Annotated in this window: 12 protein-coding genes; 1 reads left to right on the forward strand and 11 read right to left on the reverse strand. The window is 66.2% G+C overall.

The genetic code is table 11. The annotated features are described in order from the left end of the window. Positions 1-90 precede the first annotated feature (90 nt). The 10 genes from ACFTSF_RS02960 to pseB all read right to left on the reverse strand — a co-directional run bounded on the left by ACFTSF_RS02960 (position 91) and on the right by pseB (position 12,478). Complete coding sequence (locus tag ACFTSF_RS02960) at positions 91-558, reverse strand: hypothetical protein (protein WP_380152191.1); 468 nt, start codon at positions 556-558, stop codon at positions 91-93. A 158-nt stretch (positions 559-716) separates the two neighbouring features. After that, the gene (locus ACFTSF_RS02965; RefSeq protein WP_380152192.1) at positions 717-4,295 is read right to left on the reverse strand and encodes a discoidin domain-containing protein; all 3,579 of its coding nucleotides are present in this window, start codon (positions 4,293-4,295) and stop codon (positions 717-719) included. 193 nt (positions 4,296-4,488) lie between these two features. After that, a complete protein-coding gene (locus tag ACFTSF_RS02970; protein WP_380152193.1) occupies positions 4,489-6,135 on the reverse strand; it encodes a cation acetate symporter in 1,647 nt (548 codons plus the stop codon). Then, on the reverse strand, positions 6,132-6,473 hold the full coding sequence (locus tag ACFTSF_RS02975) for a DUF485 domain-containing protein (RefSeq protein WP_344152725.1): 342 nt from the start codon (positions 6,471-6,473) through the stop codon (positions 6,132-6,134). Before ACFTSF_RS02975 ends, ACFTSF_RS02970 begins: the two co-directional genes overlap by 4 nt. A gap of 65 nt (positions 6,474-6,538) precedes the next feature. After that, positions 6,539-7,354 carry a class I SAM-dependent methyltransferase gene (locus ACFTSF_RS02980; RefSeq protein ID WP_380152194.1) on the reverse strand — a complete coding sequence of 272 codons (816 nt, stop codon included), beginning with the start codon at positions 7,352-7,354 and terminating at the stop codon, positions 6,539-6,541. A gap of 38 nt (positions 7,355-7,392) precedes the next feature. Then, positions 7,393-8,130 (reverse strand): glycosyltransferase family protein, encoded by a 738-nt coding sequence (locus ACFTSF_RS02985; protein ID WP_344152731.1) that lies wholly within the window; start codon positions 8,128-8,130, stop codon positions 7,393-7,395. Then, entirely contained in the window at positions 8,118-8,933 is an 816-nt protein-coding gene (locus tag ACFTSF_RS02990; protein WP_380152195.1) for a hypothetical protein, read from the reverse strand. The genes ACFTSF_RS02985 and ACFTSF_RS02990 overlap by 13 nt, the downstream gene beginning before the upstream one ends. Next, positions 8,933-10,360, reverse strand: a complete 1,428-nt coding sequence (locus ACFTSF_RS02995) for a hypothetical protein (RefSeq protein WP_380152196.1) — start codon at positions 10,358-10,360, stop codon at positions 8,933-8,935. Before ACFTSF_RS02995 ends, ACFTSF_RS02990 begins: the two co-directional genes overlap by 1 nt. Before the next feature lie 10 nt (positions 10,361-10,370). Further along, positions 10,371-11,495 carry an aminotransferase class I/II-fold pyridoxal phosphate-dependent enzyme gene (locus ACFTSF_RS03000; protein ID WP_380152197.1) on the reverse strand — a complete coding sequence of 375 codons (1,125 nt, stop codon included), beginning with the start codon at positions 11,493-11,495 and terminating at the stop codon, positions 10,371-10,373. After that, a complete protein-coding gene (pseB, locus tag ACFTSF_RS03005) occupies positions 11,495-12,478 on the reverse strand; it encodes a UDP-N-acetylglucosamine 4,6-dehydratase (inverting) (RefSeq protein ID WP_344152742.1) in 984 nt (327 codons plus the stop codon). The genes ACFTSF_RS03000 and pseB overlap by 1 nt, the downstream gene beginning before the upstream one ends. 99 nt (positions 12,479-12,577) lie before the next feature. Between pseB and ACFTSF_RS03010 the strand changes: the two genes are divergently transcribed. Then, positions 12,578-13,585, forward strand: coding sequence for a PseG/SpsG family protein (locus tag ACFTSF_RS03010; RefSeq protein WP_380152198.1), 1,008 nt, complete (start codon positions 12,578-12,580; stop codon positions 13,583-13,585). Here the strand turns inward: ACFTSF_RS03010 and ACFTSF_RS03015 are convergent. Beyond that, on the reverse strand, positions 13,570-15,747 hold the full coding sequence (locus ACFTSF_RS03015; protein WP_380152199.1) for a hypothetical protein: 2,178 nt from the start codon (positions 15,745-15,747) through the stop codon (positions 13,570-13,572). The genes ACFTSF_RS03010 and ACFTSF_RS03015 overlap by 16 nt on opposite strands. Positions 15,748-15,775: the final 28 nt, after the last annotated feature.

Raw genomic sequence — 15,775 nt, forward strand, 5'->3', positions numbered from 1 at the left:
CGCTACAGTTGGTGATGCCGGGGGACATGAGTCCCTCGGAAGTGGACCCGGCAGCTCACCGGACGGTGGACGAGCCGGGTTTCGCGCTTTCTACAGCTCGCGCACCTGGCAGAACGGCGCGACTATCTGCTTCCAGTCGCCGCCACGTGTCCAGCACCAGGCGACTGCGTCCGGCACCCAGAGCAGCGGATCTGCTTTGGCGACCAGCACGTCCCAGCGCAGAGTTTCGTGGCAGCCGAACCGGTGCGTGGCTTCGCGTAGCAGGCGACGGTCGTGCTCACAGGCCGACTCGTCCATTTCGATCACGAGCCGCTCGGACGAGCCTGCGCAGTCCCGGACGATCGCTTCGAGGCACCGACGGCGGTTTGTCAGGGTGTCGCGATCGGCTGTGTAGAGATCGACCAGGAGGTTGAAGCTCCTGACGACGCCGATGATCTGTTTCCGGCGCGGCGGCCGCTCATGGTTGAAGTGCAAGCGTTCCTGGCCAGGTAGTAGGAGGTTTCGCAGGGCCTTCCGATGGACTGCTACGTCGCCTGCTTGGCAATGCGCGGCAGCCATCAACAAACCCTTGGACTTGCTTTCGTCTACGAATACGTGGGTCGGCACTCGGTGACTTTGGCATGTGGGGCAAGGGGAAACGCCCTGCGACACCGGGGCATCTCGGGGCAGCTCGGGGCAGATGGAGGGGCTTGCAGGGAAGCCCCTCCACACGCGGGCTAGTTGCGGGTGATGGTGAAGGTTGTGGTGGTGTTGCGGATGTCTACGGCGTTGTTGGACAGGGTCAGGTTGTTGAAGGTGACGGTGCCTACGGCTGGGCCTTGGCCGGGTTCGGGGAGTTCGTTGGCCCAGAGGGCGAAGCCGGATTTGGCGTCGAAGGCGTCGCCGGATTTGCGGGCCCCGGTCACCGTCGTGTTGGTGAAGATCGTGTCGGCGACCGGGAACTGAGGCTGCCCGCCGACGTAGTTGGTCTGGAACATGATGCCGCTGTACGTCGGGTCGACGATGTCCAGGTCACTCACGCGGATGCCCTGGTAGACCTTCGAGGCCGAGAAGATCCACAGGGCGGGGAAGGCCTGGTTGCCCCAGAAGTGGCCGCCGGACCTGACCAGCGACACGTTCTCGAAGCGGGTCGGCGGGGTGGCGCCGAAGCCGTTCATCGGGATGCCGAAGTCGAGTGAGCTGATCGTGACGCCGGGGTAGGTGAGCATGTCGGCGGCGTACAGGTTGCGGAAGATGTTGTTCGTCCCGCCGTAGACCGCGAATCCGGCGGCCCGCCAAGTGAGTGTCGCGGACAGGTTCTCGAACACGTTGTCCCGGACCTCGCCGCCGCCACCGTCGATGGCGTTGAAGAGGGCGAAACTGTCGTCACCGGTGGAGCGGGCGTCGTTGTTGCTGACGGTGTTGCCGGCCGAGCCGTTGGTCATGTTGATGCCGTCGGCAAACATGTTCCGGATCCGGGAGTTCTTGATCGTCGAGGTGTCGGTGTTGGCGCCCCAGTAGAGACACATCTGGTGTTCGACCCAGATGTTGTCGATGGTCATGTTCGCGGTGCCGTTGAAGTCGAAGACCTTGCCCGGCCCGTCGTTGCGGCTGTCGTAGTTCCCGAAGTATGAGAACCCGCTGAACGTCGATCCGTTCGCCGCCGACGACGCGCTGAACCCGACGTCGGTGTTGGTCTGGGTCGTCGGTGCGACGAACCGGGTGTACCAGGGACCGGCGCCGACCACCTTGACGGCACGGCTGCCGACGTTGAACTTGCTCGACGTCGGGTAGTCGCCGGCGGGCAGGTAAACCCCAACCAGGCTTGAGTTCTGCGCGACCTGGTTCAGTGCGTCCTGCACGTTCTGCTGACTGAACCCGGCCGGTACGACGTAGCCCGCACCAGGGTTTGCAATCGGCGCGACCTGCTCGGTGTCGATGAAGTCGATCGAGTACGTCGTCGAGTTCGCCGGATCCTTCTGAAGTCGGATCTTGGCCCCGGCCGGCACAGTCGAGTCGAGCATGATGCTCGCTTCGTCGTAGATGTGCCGAGCCGGTCCCGCACCCGGCGAATTACTCGGACCGGACTCCGACCCATACAGCCACGAGTACTTCGATGTGAGCGGCAACGCCTTGTGGAACGTGCCATTCACATACACATTGATCGTCGAGTTGATCCCGCCCCCACCAGCCGAGTCCGGAATCGAGAACCGCGTGACGAGGGTGTTCGTCGACGCCCGGGTGGTGAACTCGACGTACGAGCCGTTGGCGTTCAGCGTGACCGCGCGTCGACCGGAGGCCTCACCAGCAAGATCGCCGATGGTCCGGTTGGGCCCGATCACCTGAGCACCGCCACCAACTGATGCGTCCTCTGCCTCGAGGTGGTCGTACGGCATGTTCGCCCCACGACCCACGAAGAACGGCCGCTCGCTGGTGTTGTTGGTCCGCTTGACCGGCAGTTCGTTCGCGTCATCCGCCAGTACGACGCGCGCCGTGTACCGTCCGTTCGCAGCCGTCCAGTTGCCCAGGGCAATGGCCGACGTGGAAGCACCAGCTGCCAGCGAACCGTTGTAGGTCCCAGTCAGCGTGGTAACAGTCGAGCTACCGTTGAGCAGCGTCAGCGTGATCCCGTGTGCCCCCGATGCAGTCGCGATACTGCCCTGGTTCTTCAGCACCACCGAGAAGGCAACGCTGTTCCCCGCGGACGGGTTGTTCGGCGTCCAGTTGACCGCCGACGCGATCAGGTCCGAGCTGGCCACCGGAGTCACCACGAGCGCGCTCGACGCAGTCGCCGAGTTGTTCGCATCGTTCTGCTCAATCACGGTGTTCGCCTCGTCGACCTTCGCGCTCAGCGTGTAACTGCCCGCATCCCGCGCACCGATCGACGCACTGACAGTCGCCGAACCGCCGGCCGCGATCGCCCCGACAGCCGCCGTACCGACCTTCGTCGTACCGAGGTAGAAGTTCACATCGGTCGCACCAGAAGCAGCCGAGCCGGTGTTGCTGACCGTCCCGCGGACGGTGATCGAGTCCGTCTCGACCGGCGAGGTCGGCGTCCACGCCAAGCCACCCAGCGTGAGATCCGGGTTCGGCGCCGGCACACCCATCACCTGGAGCTCGGCGACCTGACCAGCCGGTGCGCCCGTGTTCGCGGTGAAGTTCAGCCGTACGTCGGCCACTCGCGCGCTGACCGGGATCGAGACAGTGTTCCCCGACGACGGGCTGAAGTTGTACGACGCGCTCGCGACGATCGTGGTGAACGTCGACGAGCTCTGTTCGCGGCCGAGGATCGAGAACGTCTGGGTTCGCGGACCCCAGGCCGAGTCCGGGTTGAGCCGGATCACGATCGAGCTGAGGTCGGCGTTGGCGCCGAGTTCGGTGGTCAGCGTGGCCGGGTTGGCATTGCCTTCCCAGTACGTCGTCACGTTGTCGTCGTTCGCGTTCGTCGCGACGAACGTGTGCACGAAGCCGGACGCGGTGATCGGCTTCCCCAGTGCGAGGTTGGTTCCCGGTCCCTGACTGCCGTTCCGGGTTACCGTGTTGCTGTTCGCCGATTGGTTGCCAGCGGCATCTTTCGCCCGGACGAAGTACGAGATCGTCGTACTGGTCGGCTGGGTGTCGGTGTAGGTCAGCACGTTCCCGGCCACGCTGGTGCGCAGCTGGCCGTTGGCGTACACGTCGTACCCGGTGACCCCGACGTTGTCGGTGGACGCGGCCCATGCGAGCCGGATCTGGCCGGTGCCGGGCTCGGTGAAGGACAGGCCCCCCGGGGCGGTGGGTGCCTGCGTGTCACCGGTGACCGGGCCGTAGACCTCGAGTTCGGACAGTTGTCCGGCCGGCCAACCGGTGTTCGCGGTGACGTGGATCCGCACGTACCGCACGGTCGCGTTGCCGTAGTCGATGGTGACCGTGTTGGTCGGCGGGTTGAAGGCTCGGGAGGCGGCGGCCGACAGGTCGTTGAAGTTCTGTCCGTCGGTGCTGCCCTGGACCGCGATGGTCTGGTTGCGGGCGCCCCAACCGGACGTCGGGAGTTTGAGCACGACCTGGTTGGTGGCGATCGACGAGCCGAGGTCGACCTGCACCCACTGCGGGAAGGCGTTGTTGGCGCTCTCCCAGTAGGTGCCCTGGTTGCCGTCCGTCACGTTCGACGCGACGTAGCTCTGGGTGACGCTGCTGGCCGCGGCTGCCTTGCCGGCGGCCAGGTTCGGACCAGCCAGTACGGCGGCGCTCGCGGAAGGAGCCTGGGGGACTAATGCACTTGTCGCGAGTGTCGCGGCAAGCAAGGCGGTGAGTAACCGCCAAGGCGGAATTCGCATGGCCTCTCCTGATGGGCGGTGGAGAACGCAACGGAGCAGCGGCCACGCGAGAGTCCGGAACTTTCGTCAACTTGCTAACTTTTTGCGCAGCGCTGGCTCATTGTTACGGCACTGCTACGGAAGCGTCAACGGTTCGAGAAAAACCCAAAAGGGCCGACCCGCAGCAGCGAGTCGGCCCTTCGAGGAGTGAGATCTAGTGCTTGGTGGCACCTTCCGCGCCGGCGCCGGTGAGCGCGCGGACGGAGAGTTCGGTGTAGCGAGCCTCGGAGGACTTGTCCTTGCCGAGGTAGGTGCCGAGCACGCCGAACAGGAAGCCGAGCGGGATCGACACGATGCCCGGGTTCGACAACGGGAACCAGGCGAAGTCCGCGCCGGTGATCATCGACGTCGGCTTACCCGACACCACTGGCGAGAAGGCCACCAGCACCACCGCGGAGATCAGGCCGCCGTAGATGCTCCAGACCGCACCGGAGGTGTTGAACCGCTTCCAGAACAGGTTGAACAGCAGCGACGGCAGGTTCGCCGAGGCGGCCACCGCGAAGGCCAGGGCGACCAGGAACGCGATGTTCAGCTTCTGCGCCGGGATCGCCAGCGCGATCGCGACCGCACCGATCCCGATCGCGGCGAACCGGGCGACCCGCAGCTCGCTCTTCTCCGACGGCTTGGTCTTCGCGATGACGTTGGCATACAGGTCATGTGCGAACGACGAGGCCGAGGTCAACGTCAGACCCGCGACCACCGCGAGAATCGTGGCGAACGCGACCGCCGCGATCAGCGCCAGCAGGATCGACCCACCGACCGAACCAGCGCCACCACCGACCGACTCGGCCAGCAGTGGCGAAGCGACGTTCCCCTTCGACTCTGCAACCGGCGAACCCTTCGCGGTGTTCAGCAGCGCCGCAGCGCCGAACCCAAGGGCCAGCGTCATCAGGTAGAAGGCGCCGATCAGGCCGATCGCCCACTGCACCGAGCGCCGCGCGGACCGCGAGTCCGGCACGGTGTAGAAGCGGATCAGGATGTGCGGGAGCCCCGCCGTACCGAGGACGAGGGCGAGTCCGAGCGACAGGAAGTCGATCTGCCCGACCAGGTCCTTGCCGTAGAGCAGACCCGGCTGCAGGAAGGACTCGCCCTTGCCGGACTTCGACGCGGCCGCACCGAGCAGGTCGGAGATGTTGAAGTGGAACTTGAGCAGCACCAGGAAGGTGATCAGCACCGTGCCGGTCATCAGCAGCACAGCCTTGACGATCTGCACCCAGGTGGTGCCCTTCATCCCGCCGATCGTCACGTAGACGATCATCAGCGCGCCGACCAGGATGATGACCGCGGCCTTGACGCCCTCGCTCTTCACCCCGAGCAGCAGCCCGACCAGCGAACCGGCGCCGACCATCTGGGCCAGCAGGTAGAAGATCGACACCACGATCGTCGACGACGCGGCCGCCGTACGGACCGGGCGTTGTTTCATCCGGAAGGCGAGCTGGTCGGCCATCGTGAAGCGGCCGGAGTTCCGCAGCAGCTCCGCGACCAGCAGCAGGGCCACCAGCCAGGCCACCAGGAACCCGATCGAGTACAGGAAGCCGTCGTACCCATAGAGGGCGATCTGGCCGGAGATGCCGAGGAAGGATGCCGCCGACATGTAGTCGCCGGCAACGGCCAGGCCGTTCTGCGCGCCGCTGAAGTTGCGGCCACCGGCGTAGTAGTCGGCCGCGGTCTTGTTCTGCCGGGACGCCCACCAGGTGATGTAAAGCGTCACGGCAACGACCGCCGAGAACAGCGAGATGGTGAGCACCCGGTTGCCGGGCTCACCATCAGCGAGAGGAATCAACAGCGGGACGAAGTTCACCGGCGGCGCTCCCTCTTGTACTTGGCGTTCAGGCCGGCGGCCAGGGGATCGAGCTTGCGGTTCGCGTACCGGCCGTAGACGGCGGCGATCACGAACGTCGACACGAACTGCAGCAGGCCGAAGATCAACGCGATGTTGATATGGCCGACCACCTTGGTGTTCATGAAGTCGCGGGCCCAGTTGTTACAGGCCACGTAGGCCAGGTACCACGTCATGAAGGCGATCGTCCACGGCACCACGAAGTTCTTGTACCGTCGCTTCAGCTCGGTGAAGTCGGCCGCGTCGTGCACGGCCTCGTAGGCGCGGGCATCCCGCTCGCGCACGACATCCTCGTCCATGCGTGCACGTTAGCCCTAAGTAGGTGGTTTGTGACTTATCGGGCGTGTCCGCAATCAAAATGTTTCTACAGGTGCGGTGCGACCGGCGCGTCGAGGGTACGGCGGTAGTTCGCCAGATCGCTCGGCCGAGTCCGGTAGCACTCGGTGAAGTACGGCATCCGCAGCGGCTCGGGCGGTCGCGCGCTGGCGTCGTAGATCGCGTCGACCTGCTCCAGCACGGTCTCCCGGCGGGAGTCGGTCAGCATCGCGATCCGAGAGTGCGACTCCGCAAGCTGCCGCAGGTTGTGCCGGTCCAGGTCCTGCCAGTGCCGGAACCGTGCGGTTTCCACCCCGGCGAACATGTCCGACTGCAGCAGCGTCGGCATCGGGTCGAACTTGTCGGTGCCGTGGCTGTCCGGACCCTGGATCGCCTGCATCATCCGGCGCACCCACGGCACGACGACGTCGGCGTTGTTCCACAGCAGACCCAGTACGCCGTTCGGTCGCAGGATCCGGGCGATCTCGGGCAGCGCCCGGGCGTGGTCGAACCAGTGGAACGCCTGCCCGACGATGACCGCGTCGACCGAGGCGTGCGCGAGCGGAATCGACTCGGCGGCACCGACCATCGTGTCGATCCCGGGCCGCTTCCGGCAGACCGACAACATCTCCTCGGACGGGTCGACGGCAACCACATCGTGCCCGAGCGAGGCCGCGACCGCGGCCAGCTTGCCGGTACCCGCACCCAGGTCGAGCACCTGCAGCCCGCGTCCCGGGCCGAGGATCCAGGTCAGCGCGTCGACCGGAAAGGTCGGCCGGCCCGCGTCGTACGCGGCCGCGACAGCCCCGAACGACGTGGCGCGTGCCGCGTCGGAGGGGCCGGGGGCTGGATCATCGGTGCTCATCACGGTAAATCATGCCGTAGCAGCCCGAATGCGTGTCGCTACTCGCCGAGCTTCTTCTGCTCGATGTGGGCGTTGAGCGTGGTCAGCTCGGGGTGAGTGTCCAGAATCTCGACCAGTTCGGCACAGTTCAGGTTCGTCGCGCCGTGCTCCTCGAAGAGGGCATCGAGCAACTGCCAGTCGTCCGGAGTGTCCAAACACAGCCGGTACGACGCTCCGCCGCCGGCCCACGGCAGGTTCAGCAGGCGCATCTCGCCGGACCGGTTCTGGTGCAGGTACGGCGTGACGTGTTCGCGGTCCGCCTGCAGAGTCGCATTGGCCTCCGCGTCGTACAGGCGTTTCGCGGAGAAGACCTCGTAGTCCATGCCGCGCGGGTAGGTGCGCTCGAGGCAGTTCGAGATGTAGAGGTCGAGGTCCTTCTCGAACCGCCAGCGGTCGACGGCCGCGGAGATGATCGCCGGGTCGATCAGGGGGCAGTCCGAGGTGACGCGGACGAGGCCGTCCAGCTCGTGCTCGCGGGCCGCACCGGCGAACCGGCTCAGTACGTCGTCCTCCGAGCCCCGGTGCACCGGAACGCCCGCGTGCTTGGCCACCTCGAGGATGACGTCGTCGTTGTAGTTCGTCGTCGTGGCAACGATCACCGGGAGACCGGTCTGCCGCAGCCGGTCGAGGTGGTGTTCGAGGAAGGACTGCCCGCCGGCGGTGAGCAGGACCTTGGCCGGCAACCGTGAGCTCGTCACGCGCACTTGGGTGACGATGCCGATCTTCAGTCGTTCCATCGGAACAGCTCCCGGATCTCCGCTGGGCAGACGACGTGGTCGACGCCCAGTTCGGTGTCGGTGAACTCCTGGGCGATCTTCGCCGGGACGAAGGGCTGGTCGAGTTCGGGCCAGAGGCGTTTGATCCGCGCCTGCCCGCCGAATGACGGGTGCTCGTTCTCCAGCACCATCGGGTCGCCGTACACCCCGGGCTGCAGGCCGATCGAGGCGCCGTACAGGACGGCGGAGCTGAGCCGGTTGGACGCGACGCGGGTATGGCTGCGGAGCTCGCGGAGTTGTTTGACGAGGAAGTCGGCGTCGGTCTTGCGCCAGTGCAGACCGCGGTAGCCGTGGCTGATGACGCGGAAGCCCGCGTCGGCGTAGACCTTGCGGATCGCGGGCTGCTGGTACTCGTTCCAGTACAGGCAGACGGTCACCGGGCCGGTCTCGTGCTCGTTGATCGAGGCAACGATTCGGCCGTGGTCGCCGAGCACGTTCTGCCCTTCCCAGCCATGGAACGGATAGAAGAGGGTGCCTTTGGCTTTCTTCGCGGGAGTTGCGAGGTTTGGGTGAACCTTCAGCAGATACAGCCAGACCGAACCGATCACCGAGTAGTTGCGCAGCCCCATCGACTGACCGCGCCTTCGCACGCTGTCAGACCACACGTACTTCGGCATTCCCGGCGCGAAGTTGGTGCCATGGGCGAACCCGTCCAGGATGTTCCACCCGTGCTGCAGATACCCCCAGATCCGCGGCGGCTTGCGCAGACCGGCGTACGCCGCCATCACGTCGGCGTGCCCGTAGAAGTGGTTGGCGTGGTGCATCAGCGCCTCCGCAACACACGCTTCAACCGACGCCGAACCACCCGCGCCGGATTCAACATCGCATGCCCCAGCCGATAAGGCACCGACCGCCGAATCCCACTAGCAGTCCCCTCGAACAAGATCGCCCGAGCACTGGCATGCGCCAACTCATCCGCCAACCGAGCAACCGTGCTGAGCTGCTCAGCACTCCCCAACGGCCGAATCACGTCGCGCGTCGTTGCCGGCGCCAACGTAATCCCCACCATCGAAGCCAACCGAGCCGTCAGCTCCTCCACCCCACCCCCCGCAGGCCAAGGTTGCCTCGAGCCACTTTCCAACGCCCGCCGCACAAACCGTTCGAGGTGCTCCTCGACCGTCCCGCCGTTTCCCTCGCCAAACAGCCGGTACGACGTCCCGTCCACGATCACGTTGTCCGCAGCACCCGCCGTCGACGTGGTGCGCAACCACTTGACGTACGCCGTGATCTCCCGCCGCAACGCCAACTGATCGTCCACCCGAAGCGCCGCCAGCAACCGCTCCTCCACCAACTCACCATCGCCGGACTCAACAGGCAACTCGACACCAACCACGACGTACCAAGCAGGCGCCAACTCCACCAGCAGGCCAGCCCGCGCGGCATCCATCACCACCCGATACGGATCCATCAACGCAGGCCCACCATTGCAAGAAGCAACAACCCGAGCCGCCCGCGCGCCTGTCAGCTGCGCGTTGTCGCCAACGAGGATCTCGGCCTCAACCAATGACGGATACAAACCGTGGATGCGAGCGGAGAGGACACCCGCCCGAAGCCCACTCAAACCCGCGTCCGCGCCGCTCTGGGGCGACTGCACCTTCCGCGCCTCCACCCCCACCGCGCGTAGGGCGGCTTCGAGGGGGGTGAGGCCTGCGGGGGCGGTGTCGGCTACTGCTCGTCCCCAGTCCTCGTCTCGGGGCAGGGCGGCGGTGATGTCGGGTTGGATGAGGCGGTTGACGCTGAAGGTATTTGTTGCGCCGAGCAACATCCGCCCGTGGGGGGATAGGCGGTCGACTAGTTTGGCCAGTGCGTCAGTCCATGGCAGCGACTCGGTGTCGGGGCCGACGAGGCGCTCCAAGCCGTCCAGCGCGACGATCAGGTCGTACGTCTCGTCCGTCTCGAACCGGTCCAGCGAACCGCAGTAGACCTGGGTTTTCGCGTGGGTGAGCGACTCCGCGAGCTCCTCGGCATCCGGCGCCGACCGGACCAGGATGTCGATCGACTCGGCCTTCGCCGCGAGGTCGGCGTACAGGCTGTGGCTGTGGGGGCCGGCGATCAGTACGGTGTCGCCGGGCTTCAGGGCGGCGGCGAGCACCGCGGTTGCGGCCGGCCCGGAGACGGCGGGGCGGCTGTCGGCCGGATGGAGGTCCGACCAGTTGAGCATCTCTCCACCGACCAGATTCGATCGGGTCACTTCAGTCACGTTAGCCAACCAGTCTAGTGAGGGTCTCGATCACCCGGTCGACGTCGTTGTCGGTGAGGTCCGGGTAGAGCGGGAGGGAGAGCTCCTCGGCGTAGAAGGCCTCCGCGTTCGGGCACAGGCCGCGGGAATATCCCTGCCGTGCGAAGACAGGATGCCAGTAGACGGGGATGTAGTTCACCTGGACACCGATACCGGCCGCCCGCATTCCCTCGAAGATCTCCCGCCGGCGCCCGCCGAGCACCCGCACCGGATACAGATGCCACGCGGGATCAACACCGGCCCGCTGCACCGGCGTACGCAGCCCGTCCACCCCACCGAGCGCCTCGTTATAACGCGCAGTAATCTCCGCCCGCCGAGCCTTGAACGCCCCCAGCCGCTCAAGCTGAGACAGCCCCAGCGCCGCGCCGAGATCGGTGAGCCGGTAGTTCACGCCGTACTCATGCACTTCCTGATGCCAAGGACCCTCATCGACGATCTCGAACCGCGACGGATCCCGAACCAGCCCGATGAAGTGGAACTCATGCGCCCGCTGACCCACCGCCGGGTCCTTGCAGACCACCGCACCACCCTCACCGGTCGTCAGATTCTTCGTCGGGAAGAACGACATCGTCGTCACGTCAGCCAGATCCCCGACCGGCCGCCCACCCGCGCTCCCACCAATCGAGTGCGCCGCGTCGGCGAGAGTCCGCGCTCCTACCGCGTCGGCCAGCGGCTGCAGCGCCGCATAGTCCGCGGCCTGTCCGGCGTAGTCGACCGCCGCGATGACCTTCGTCCGCTCAGTCGTCACCGCCGCAACTGCTGCCGGATCAAGCAATGCAGTGTCCGGATCCACATCGGCGAAGACAACGCGAGCACCAAGGAGAGCCGCACACGACGCGGTAGCGACGAACGTCATCGGAGTCGTCACCACCTCATCGCCCGGCCCGACACCAAGCGCCGCATACGCGATATGCAGCGCCGCCGTCCCCGACGTACAGCTAACAGCCCGGTGCCCACCCGCCAGCTCCGACACCGCCGCCTCGAACGCAGCAACCGCCGGGCCGGTCGTCAACCAGTCTCCCTGCAGCACAGCGGTCACCGCCGCGATATCCGCAGCAGAGATCGACTGCCGACCGTACGGGAGCACTAGTGATCCACCTCGAGGATTTTCTGGATCTCCTCGATCGTGTACCACGTGTCGTTGGTGTCCGACGCGTAGTGGAAGCCCTCGTCCAGCTGTACGCCGCCCTCCGGCGGAATGTAACCCCAGGTCGCCAGATCGGGTTGCAGCACGAAGCGGTTGCCGATGGCGAGCACCCGCCGGCCTTCCTCCGGGCTGATCATCTCCTCGTGCAGCTTCTCGCCGGGGCGCAGTCCGACGTCGTGCATCGCAGCGCCGGGCGCGATCGCCTCGGCAAGGTCGGTCACCTTCATCGACGGGATCCGCGGCACGTACAGCTCACCGCCGGTCATCAGCTCGAACGAGTCGACCACGAACTCGACCGCCTGCGGCAGCGTGATCAGGAACCGCGTGCAGCGCAGATCGGTGATCGGCAGCGACTGTCCGGCCGCGTGCAGCGCGCGGAATTTCGGGATGATCGACCCGCGACTGCCCATCACGTTCCCGTACCGCACCACCGCGAACCGGGTGTCGTACGCCGCCGCGTAGTGGTTGCCGTTGATGAACAGCTTGTCCGCGGTCAGCTTGGTCGCGCCGTACAGGTTGATCGGGCTGGAGGCCTTGTCGGTGGACAGTGCGACGACCCGCTTCACCCCGGAGTCGATCGAGGCCTCGATCACGTTCTGTGAGCCGATCACGTTCGTCTGGACGAACTCCCACGGGTTGTACTCGCCACTGTCGACCTGCTTCAGCGCGGCCGCGTGGACGACGTAGTCGACCCGGTGCATCGCCCGCAGCAGCCGGGCCCGGTCCCGGACGTCACCGAGGAAGAACCGCAGCCGGGAGTCGTCGCCGAACAGCTGGCGGACCTCCCACTGCTTCAGCTCGTCGCGGCTGAAGACGATGATCCGGCGCGGATTCAGCCGCTCCAGAGCGTGCCGCACGAACGCCCGGCCGAACGACCCGGTACCGCCGGTGACGAGGATGTCGGAGCCGGTGAGGATGGACACGTCGAGCAGGCTCCTTCTGACGGACGGTAGCGGTTGCCGCTCCGAAACAATAGCTGCCCGGTTAGCGACCCTCTCAATCCACTGGATACGGTCTGTGGCGTGAGCCGTGTCGGAGTGCGCTGCGATGTAGGACCGACCCGGGGCATCGGCCACGTGATGCGCTGCCTGGCTCTCGCCGAAGAGCTCCAGCGCCGCGGGCTCACCGTGGACTTCATCTGCGACGCTGACACAGTCCCCTGGGCAGCAGCCCAGCTCACCGCCCGCGGCATCACCATTCGTCCTGCGGTCTGGACTCCTGCGGAGCACGTGGAGGTGCTCAGCCGGTACGACGCTGTCGTCTTCGACTCGTATGACCTCGACGCGGCGGTCTACTCGGCAGTCCATTCCAGCGGGCTACCGACACTCGCCATTGTGGACGGGGACTTCCGGGGCGCAGTGGCCGACGTACTCGTCGACCAGAACCTCGCCGCCGAGCTGGACCACCCAGTCCTGCCGCCCGACTCGGTCCGCCTCGCAGGGCTCGACTACGTGCTGATCCGCGACGAGATCCGCGCCCTGCGCCCGGTGGACCCGCCGGCCGCGCGGGTGGTCGACGTACCGAAGGTGTTTGCGTTCTTCGGCGGAACGGATGCCTTCGGCGCCGGTCCGGCCGTCGTACGGGCTCTGGCTGCGACAGGTGTACCTTTCGACGCCACTGTGGTTGCTCCGACCCCCGAACTGGCCGCACAGATCACTGCGGTCTCATCGCTCGTCAACGTCATCGCCCCGACGGACCGGCTCGCTGCCGCCGTGCGGGAGGCGGATGTGACCATCAGTGCGTCCGGTACGTCGACCTGGGAGCTGCTGTGTCTTGGCGCGACCGCCGGGTTGGTGTGTGTCGTCGACAACCAGGTGATGGGCTACGAGCGCGCAATCGCCACCGGTACGGCGGCTGGTGTCGGAGTACTCTCCCAACTCCAGGCGGACCCAACCGCCGCGGCTGCCGTGCTCAAGCGGTTGCTGACTGACTCAGCCGAGCGAACGAGACTCGCAGCCGCCGGGTGGCGCATGGTCGACGGTCAGGGGCGCGTCCGAGTCGCGGATGCGCTACTTCACTTGATCTCGTAGATCGTCACGTCGAGTGTCGCGTGCCGGATGCTGACGAACTCCCCGAGCTTCGGTGACACCGCGCCGGCGCGACGGTCAGCGAACAGGTAGCGCACCCCGGCATTGCGCAGTCGCTGGATGACGTCGGCTGACGGCGACTTGAACGCGGTGTCGTTGGTTGCGAGCTTGCTGCTGTCCCAGTACGGGATCAGGCTCGGATTCGAGTTGGTCTCCAACGCGATCCGGTTCGCCTGGTTCGAATACGACCAGCCCTCGACCAGTACCGGTCGCTCGGACAGAGCGGCGAGCCAGAAGTGCCGGCTGTCGCAGACGTTCTCGCGCTGGATGATGCAGTGCGCGTTGGTCGCGATCAGGTCACCTGGCTGAGTGTTCCGCCGCAACCAGCGTGCAGCCCCAGCTTCAGCAGCGGTCGCCCCGCCACGAGAGACCTTGGCGTAGACCAGCTTCGACGCACTGTCCGATACAAACGCCTGCAGCGGTACTAGTACCGAGCCGATCATGCACGCGGCCACCGCAGCGGCCACGATCGCGATTCCCAGGTTGCCCGGTCGACGAAACACCTTCCAGCCAAGCCCGACGACCACTCCGACGATCAGAAGCACAGCCAGCATCCATAGCCACGGATCTCTGTCACCAGCGGCTTTAGAACGCGCAACCGCGAGCCCGGCCAGGCTGAGCGCCCCAGCGATCCCTACCAGCGCCACGCCACGCCGGTCACCCAGACGGCCCACCAGGTTGGCCAGTCCGACACAGGCGAGCACTGCGATCGCCGGGAACGCCGTACGGAGGAAGTAGAGCTGGCTGATCCCGGACTGCGCGGTCATCAGTGTGCCGATCAGTCCGGCCACCGCGAACCCCATCAGGAACGCCGTACCGACATCACGCCACTTGCGGCCGAGGAACCACATCCCGCAGACCGCGAGTCCCCAGCTCAGCAGCGTCGCGAGCGGTGAGGACGACAACTGACTGAAGGTCTTGAACGGCTTGATCTCCGTGCCCCACGTACTCCCGCCGAAGATCGTCAGCATGGCAGCGACGAACACGACGAAGGCCAGCAGACCGCCCAGCAACGCAGTCCGATTGCTCTTACGCGCCATACCCGCGTGGACGAAGGCGAACGCGAATCCGATGCCCAGCAAGGGCAAAATCGTCGACTTGGCACCCGCAGCAACCAGTGCGAGCAGAACCAGCAGCACCCAGCGACTCCGCGGCGGCTCAGCGCGCAGGAGGTCGACCGCGACGACGCACAGCGCCATGGCGATCATGACGCCCAGGTTCTGCGTAGGACTCAGGTACGCCGCCACTGCTGTGGACAAGCCACCAAAACCAGCATCTGGAAGCGGCTGCATCGCACCGCCCAGTCCGGCGATCAGTACGGCGAGCGGCCCGGCCCAGGTCGCACCGGTCTCAGCCGTCGGAGCGAACCGACTGGCCAACGCGAAGACCAGTCCGCACCCGGCCAGGAACAGCGGTAACCAGGTCAGGGAGTGGATGAGGTCAGTCAGGTCGATCCGCGTCGCCCATGCGGTCGCAGCCGTCGACTGGTGGTAGAAGGTGTGGTACTTCATCGGCTCACCGCCAAGCCACAGTGTCGACACCGGTACGTCGTACTTCGCGCTGGCGGCCACGGCCTGCTGGAACGCCAGATCGGGGTACGAGCGGAGCGGATCGGTGTATGCGGGCAGGAACTGGCTCGGACCGCGCCGGTAGACGATCAGAACCACGACCGTGGTCGACAGTGCGAACAACCACGCCTGCAACGGCCGGAGTGGTTGCGCAACCCGCCGCCAGACCCGCGCCCGGATGTCACTGTCGATGAACGAGAGCACCATCACGACGGGTCCCCACACCCAGGACCACGCCTGCAGTCCGATCGACGCAGCGGCCAGATAGACCACGATCTGCCCTGCAGTGCCGACTGCGAAGCCGCCGGCCAGGTCCTCGACCAGGTTGCGGCTGTAGTTGCCGATCAGCCGCCACAGCGCGAAACCGGGCAGTGCGACGCCGAGTGCGATGAACAGGACGAACCGGACCACCTCGAAGAAGGTGGAGTGCTGCAGCAACAACCCGATCCCGAGGATGCCAACGGCAACACCCGCCAGTAACCCCGTGAGGGACGGCCCCGCCGTTCGCGGCCCCCGCCGCCGTGCCCGTGCGCGCATGCGCACACCCTAGAGCGAATCCGCGCGT

This window comes from Kribbella sp. NPDC056951 (assembly GCF_042674205.1).
Classification (GTDB): Bacteria; Actinomycetota; Actinomycetes; order Propionibacteriales; family Kribbellaceae; genus Kribbella; species Kribbella yunnanensis.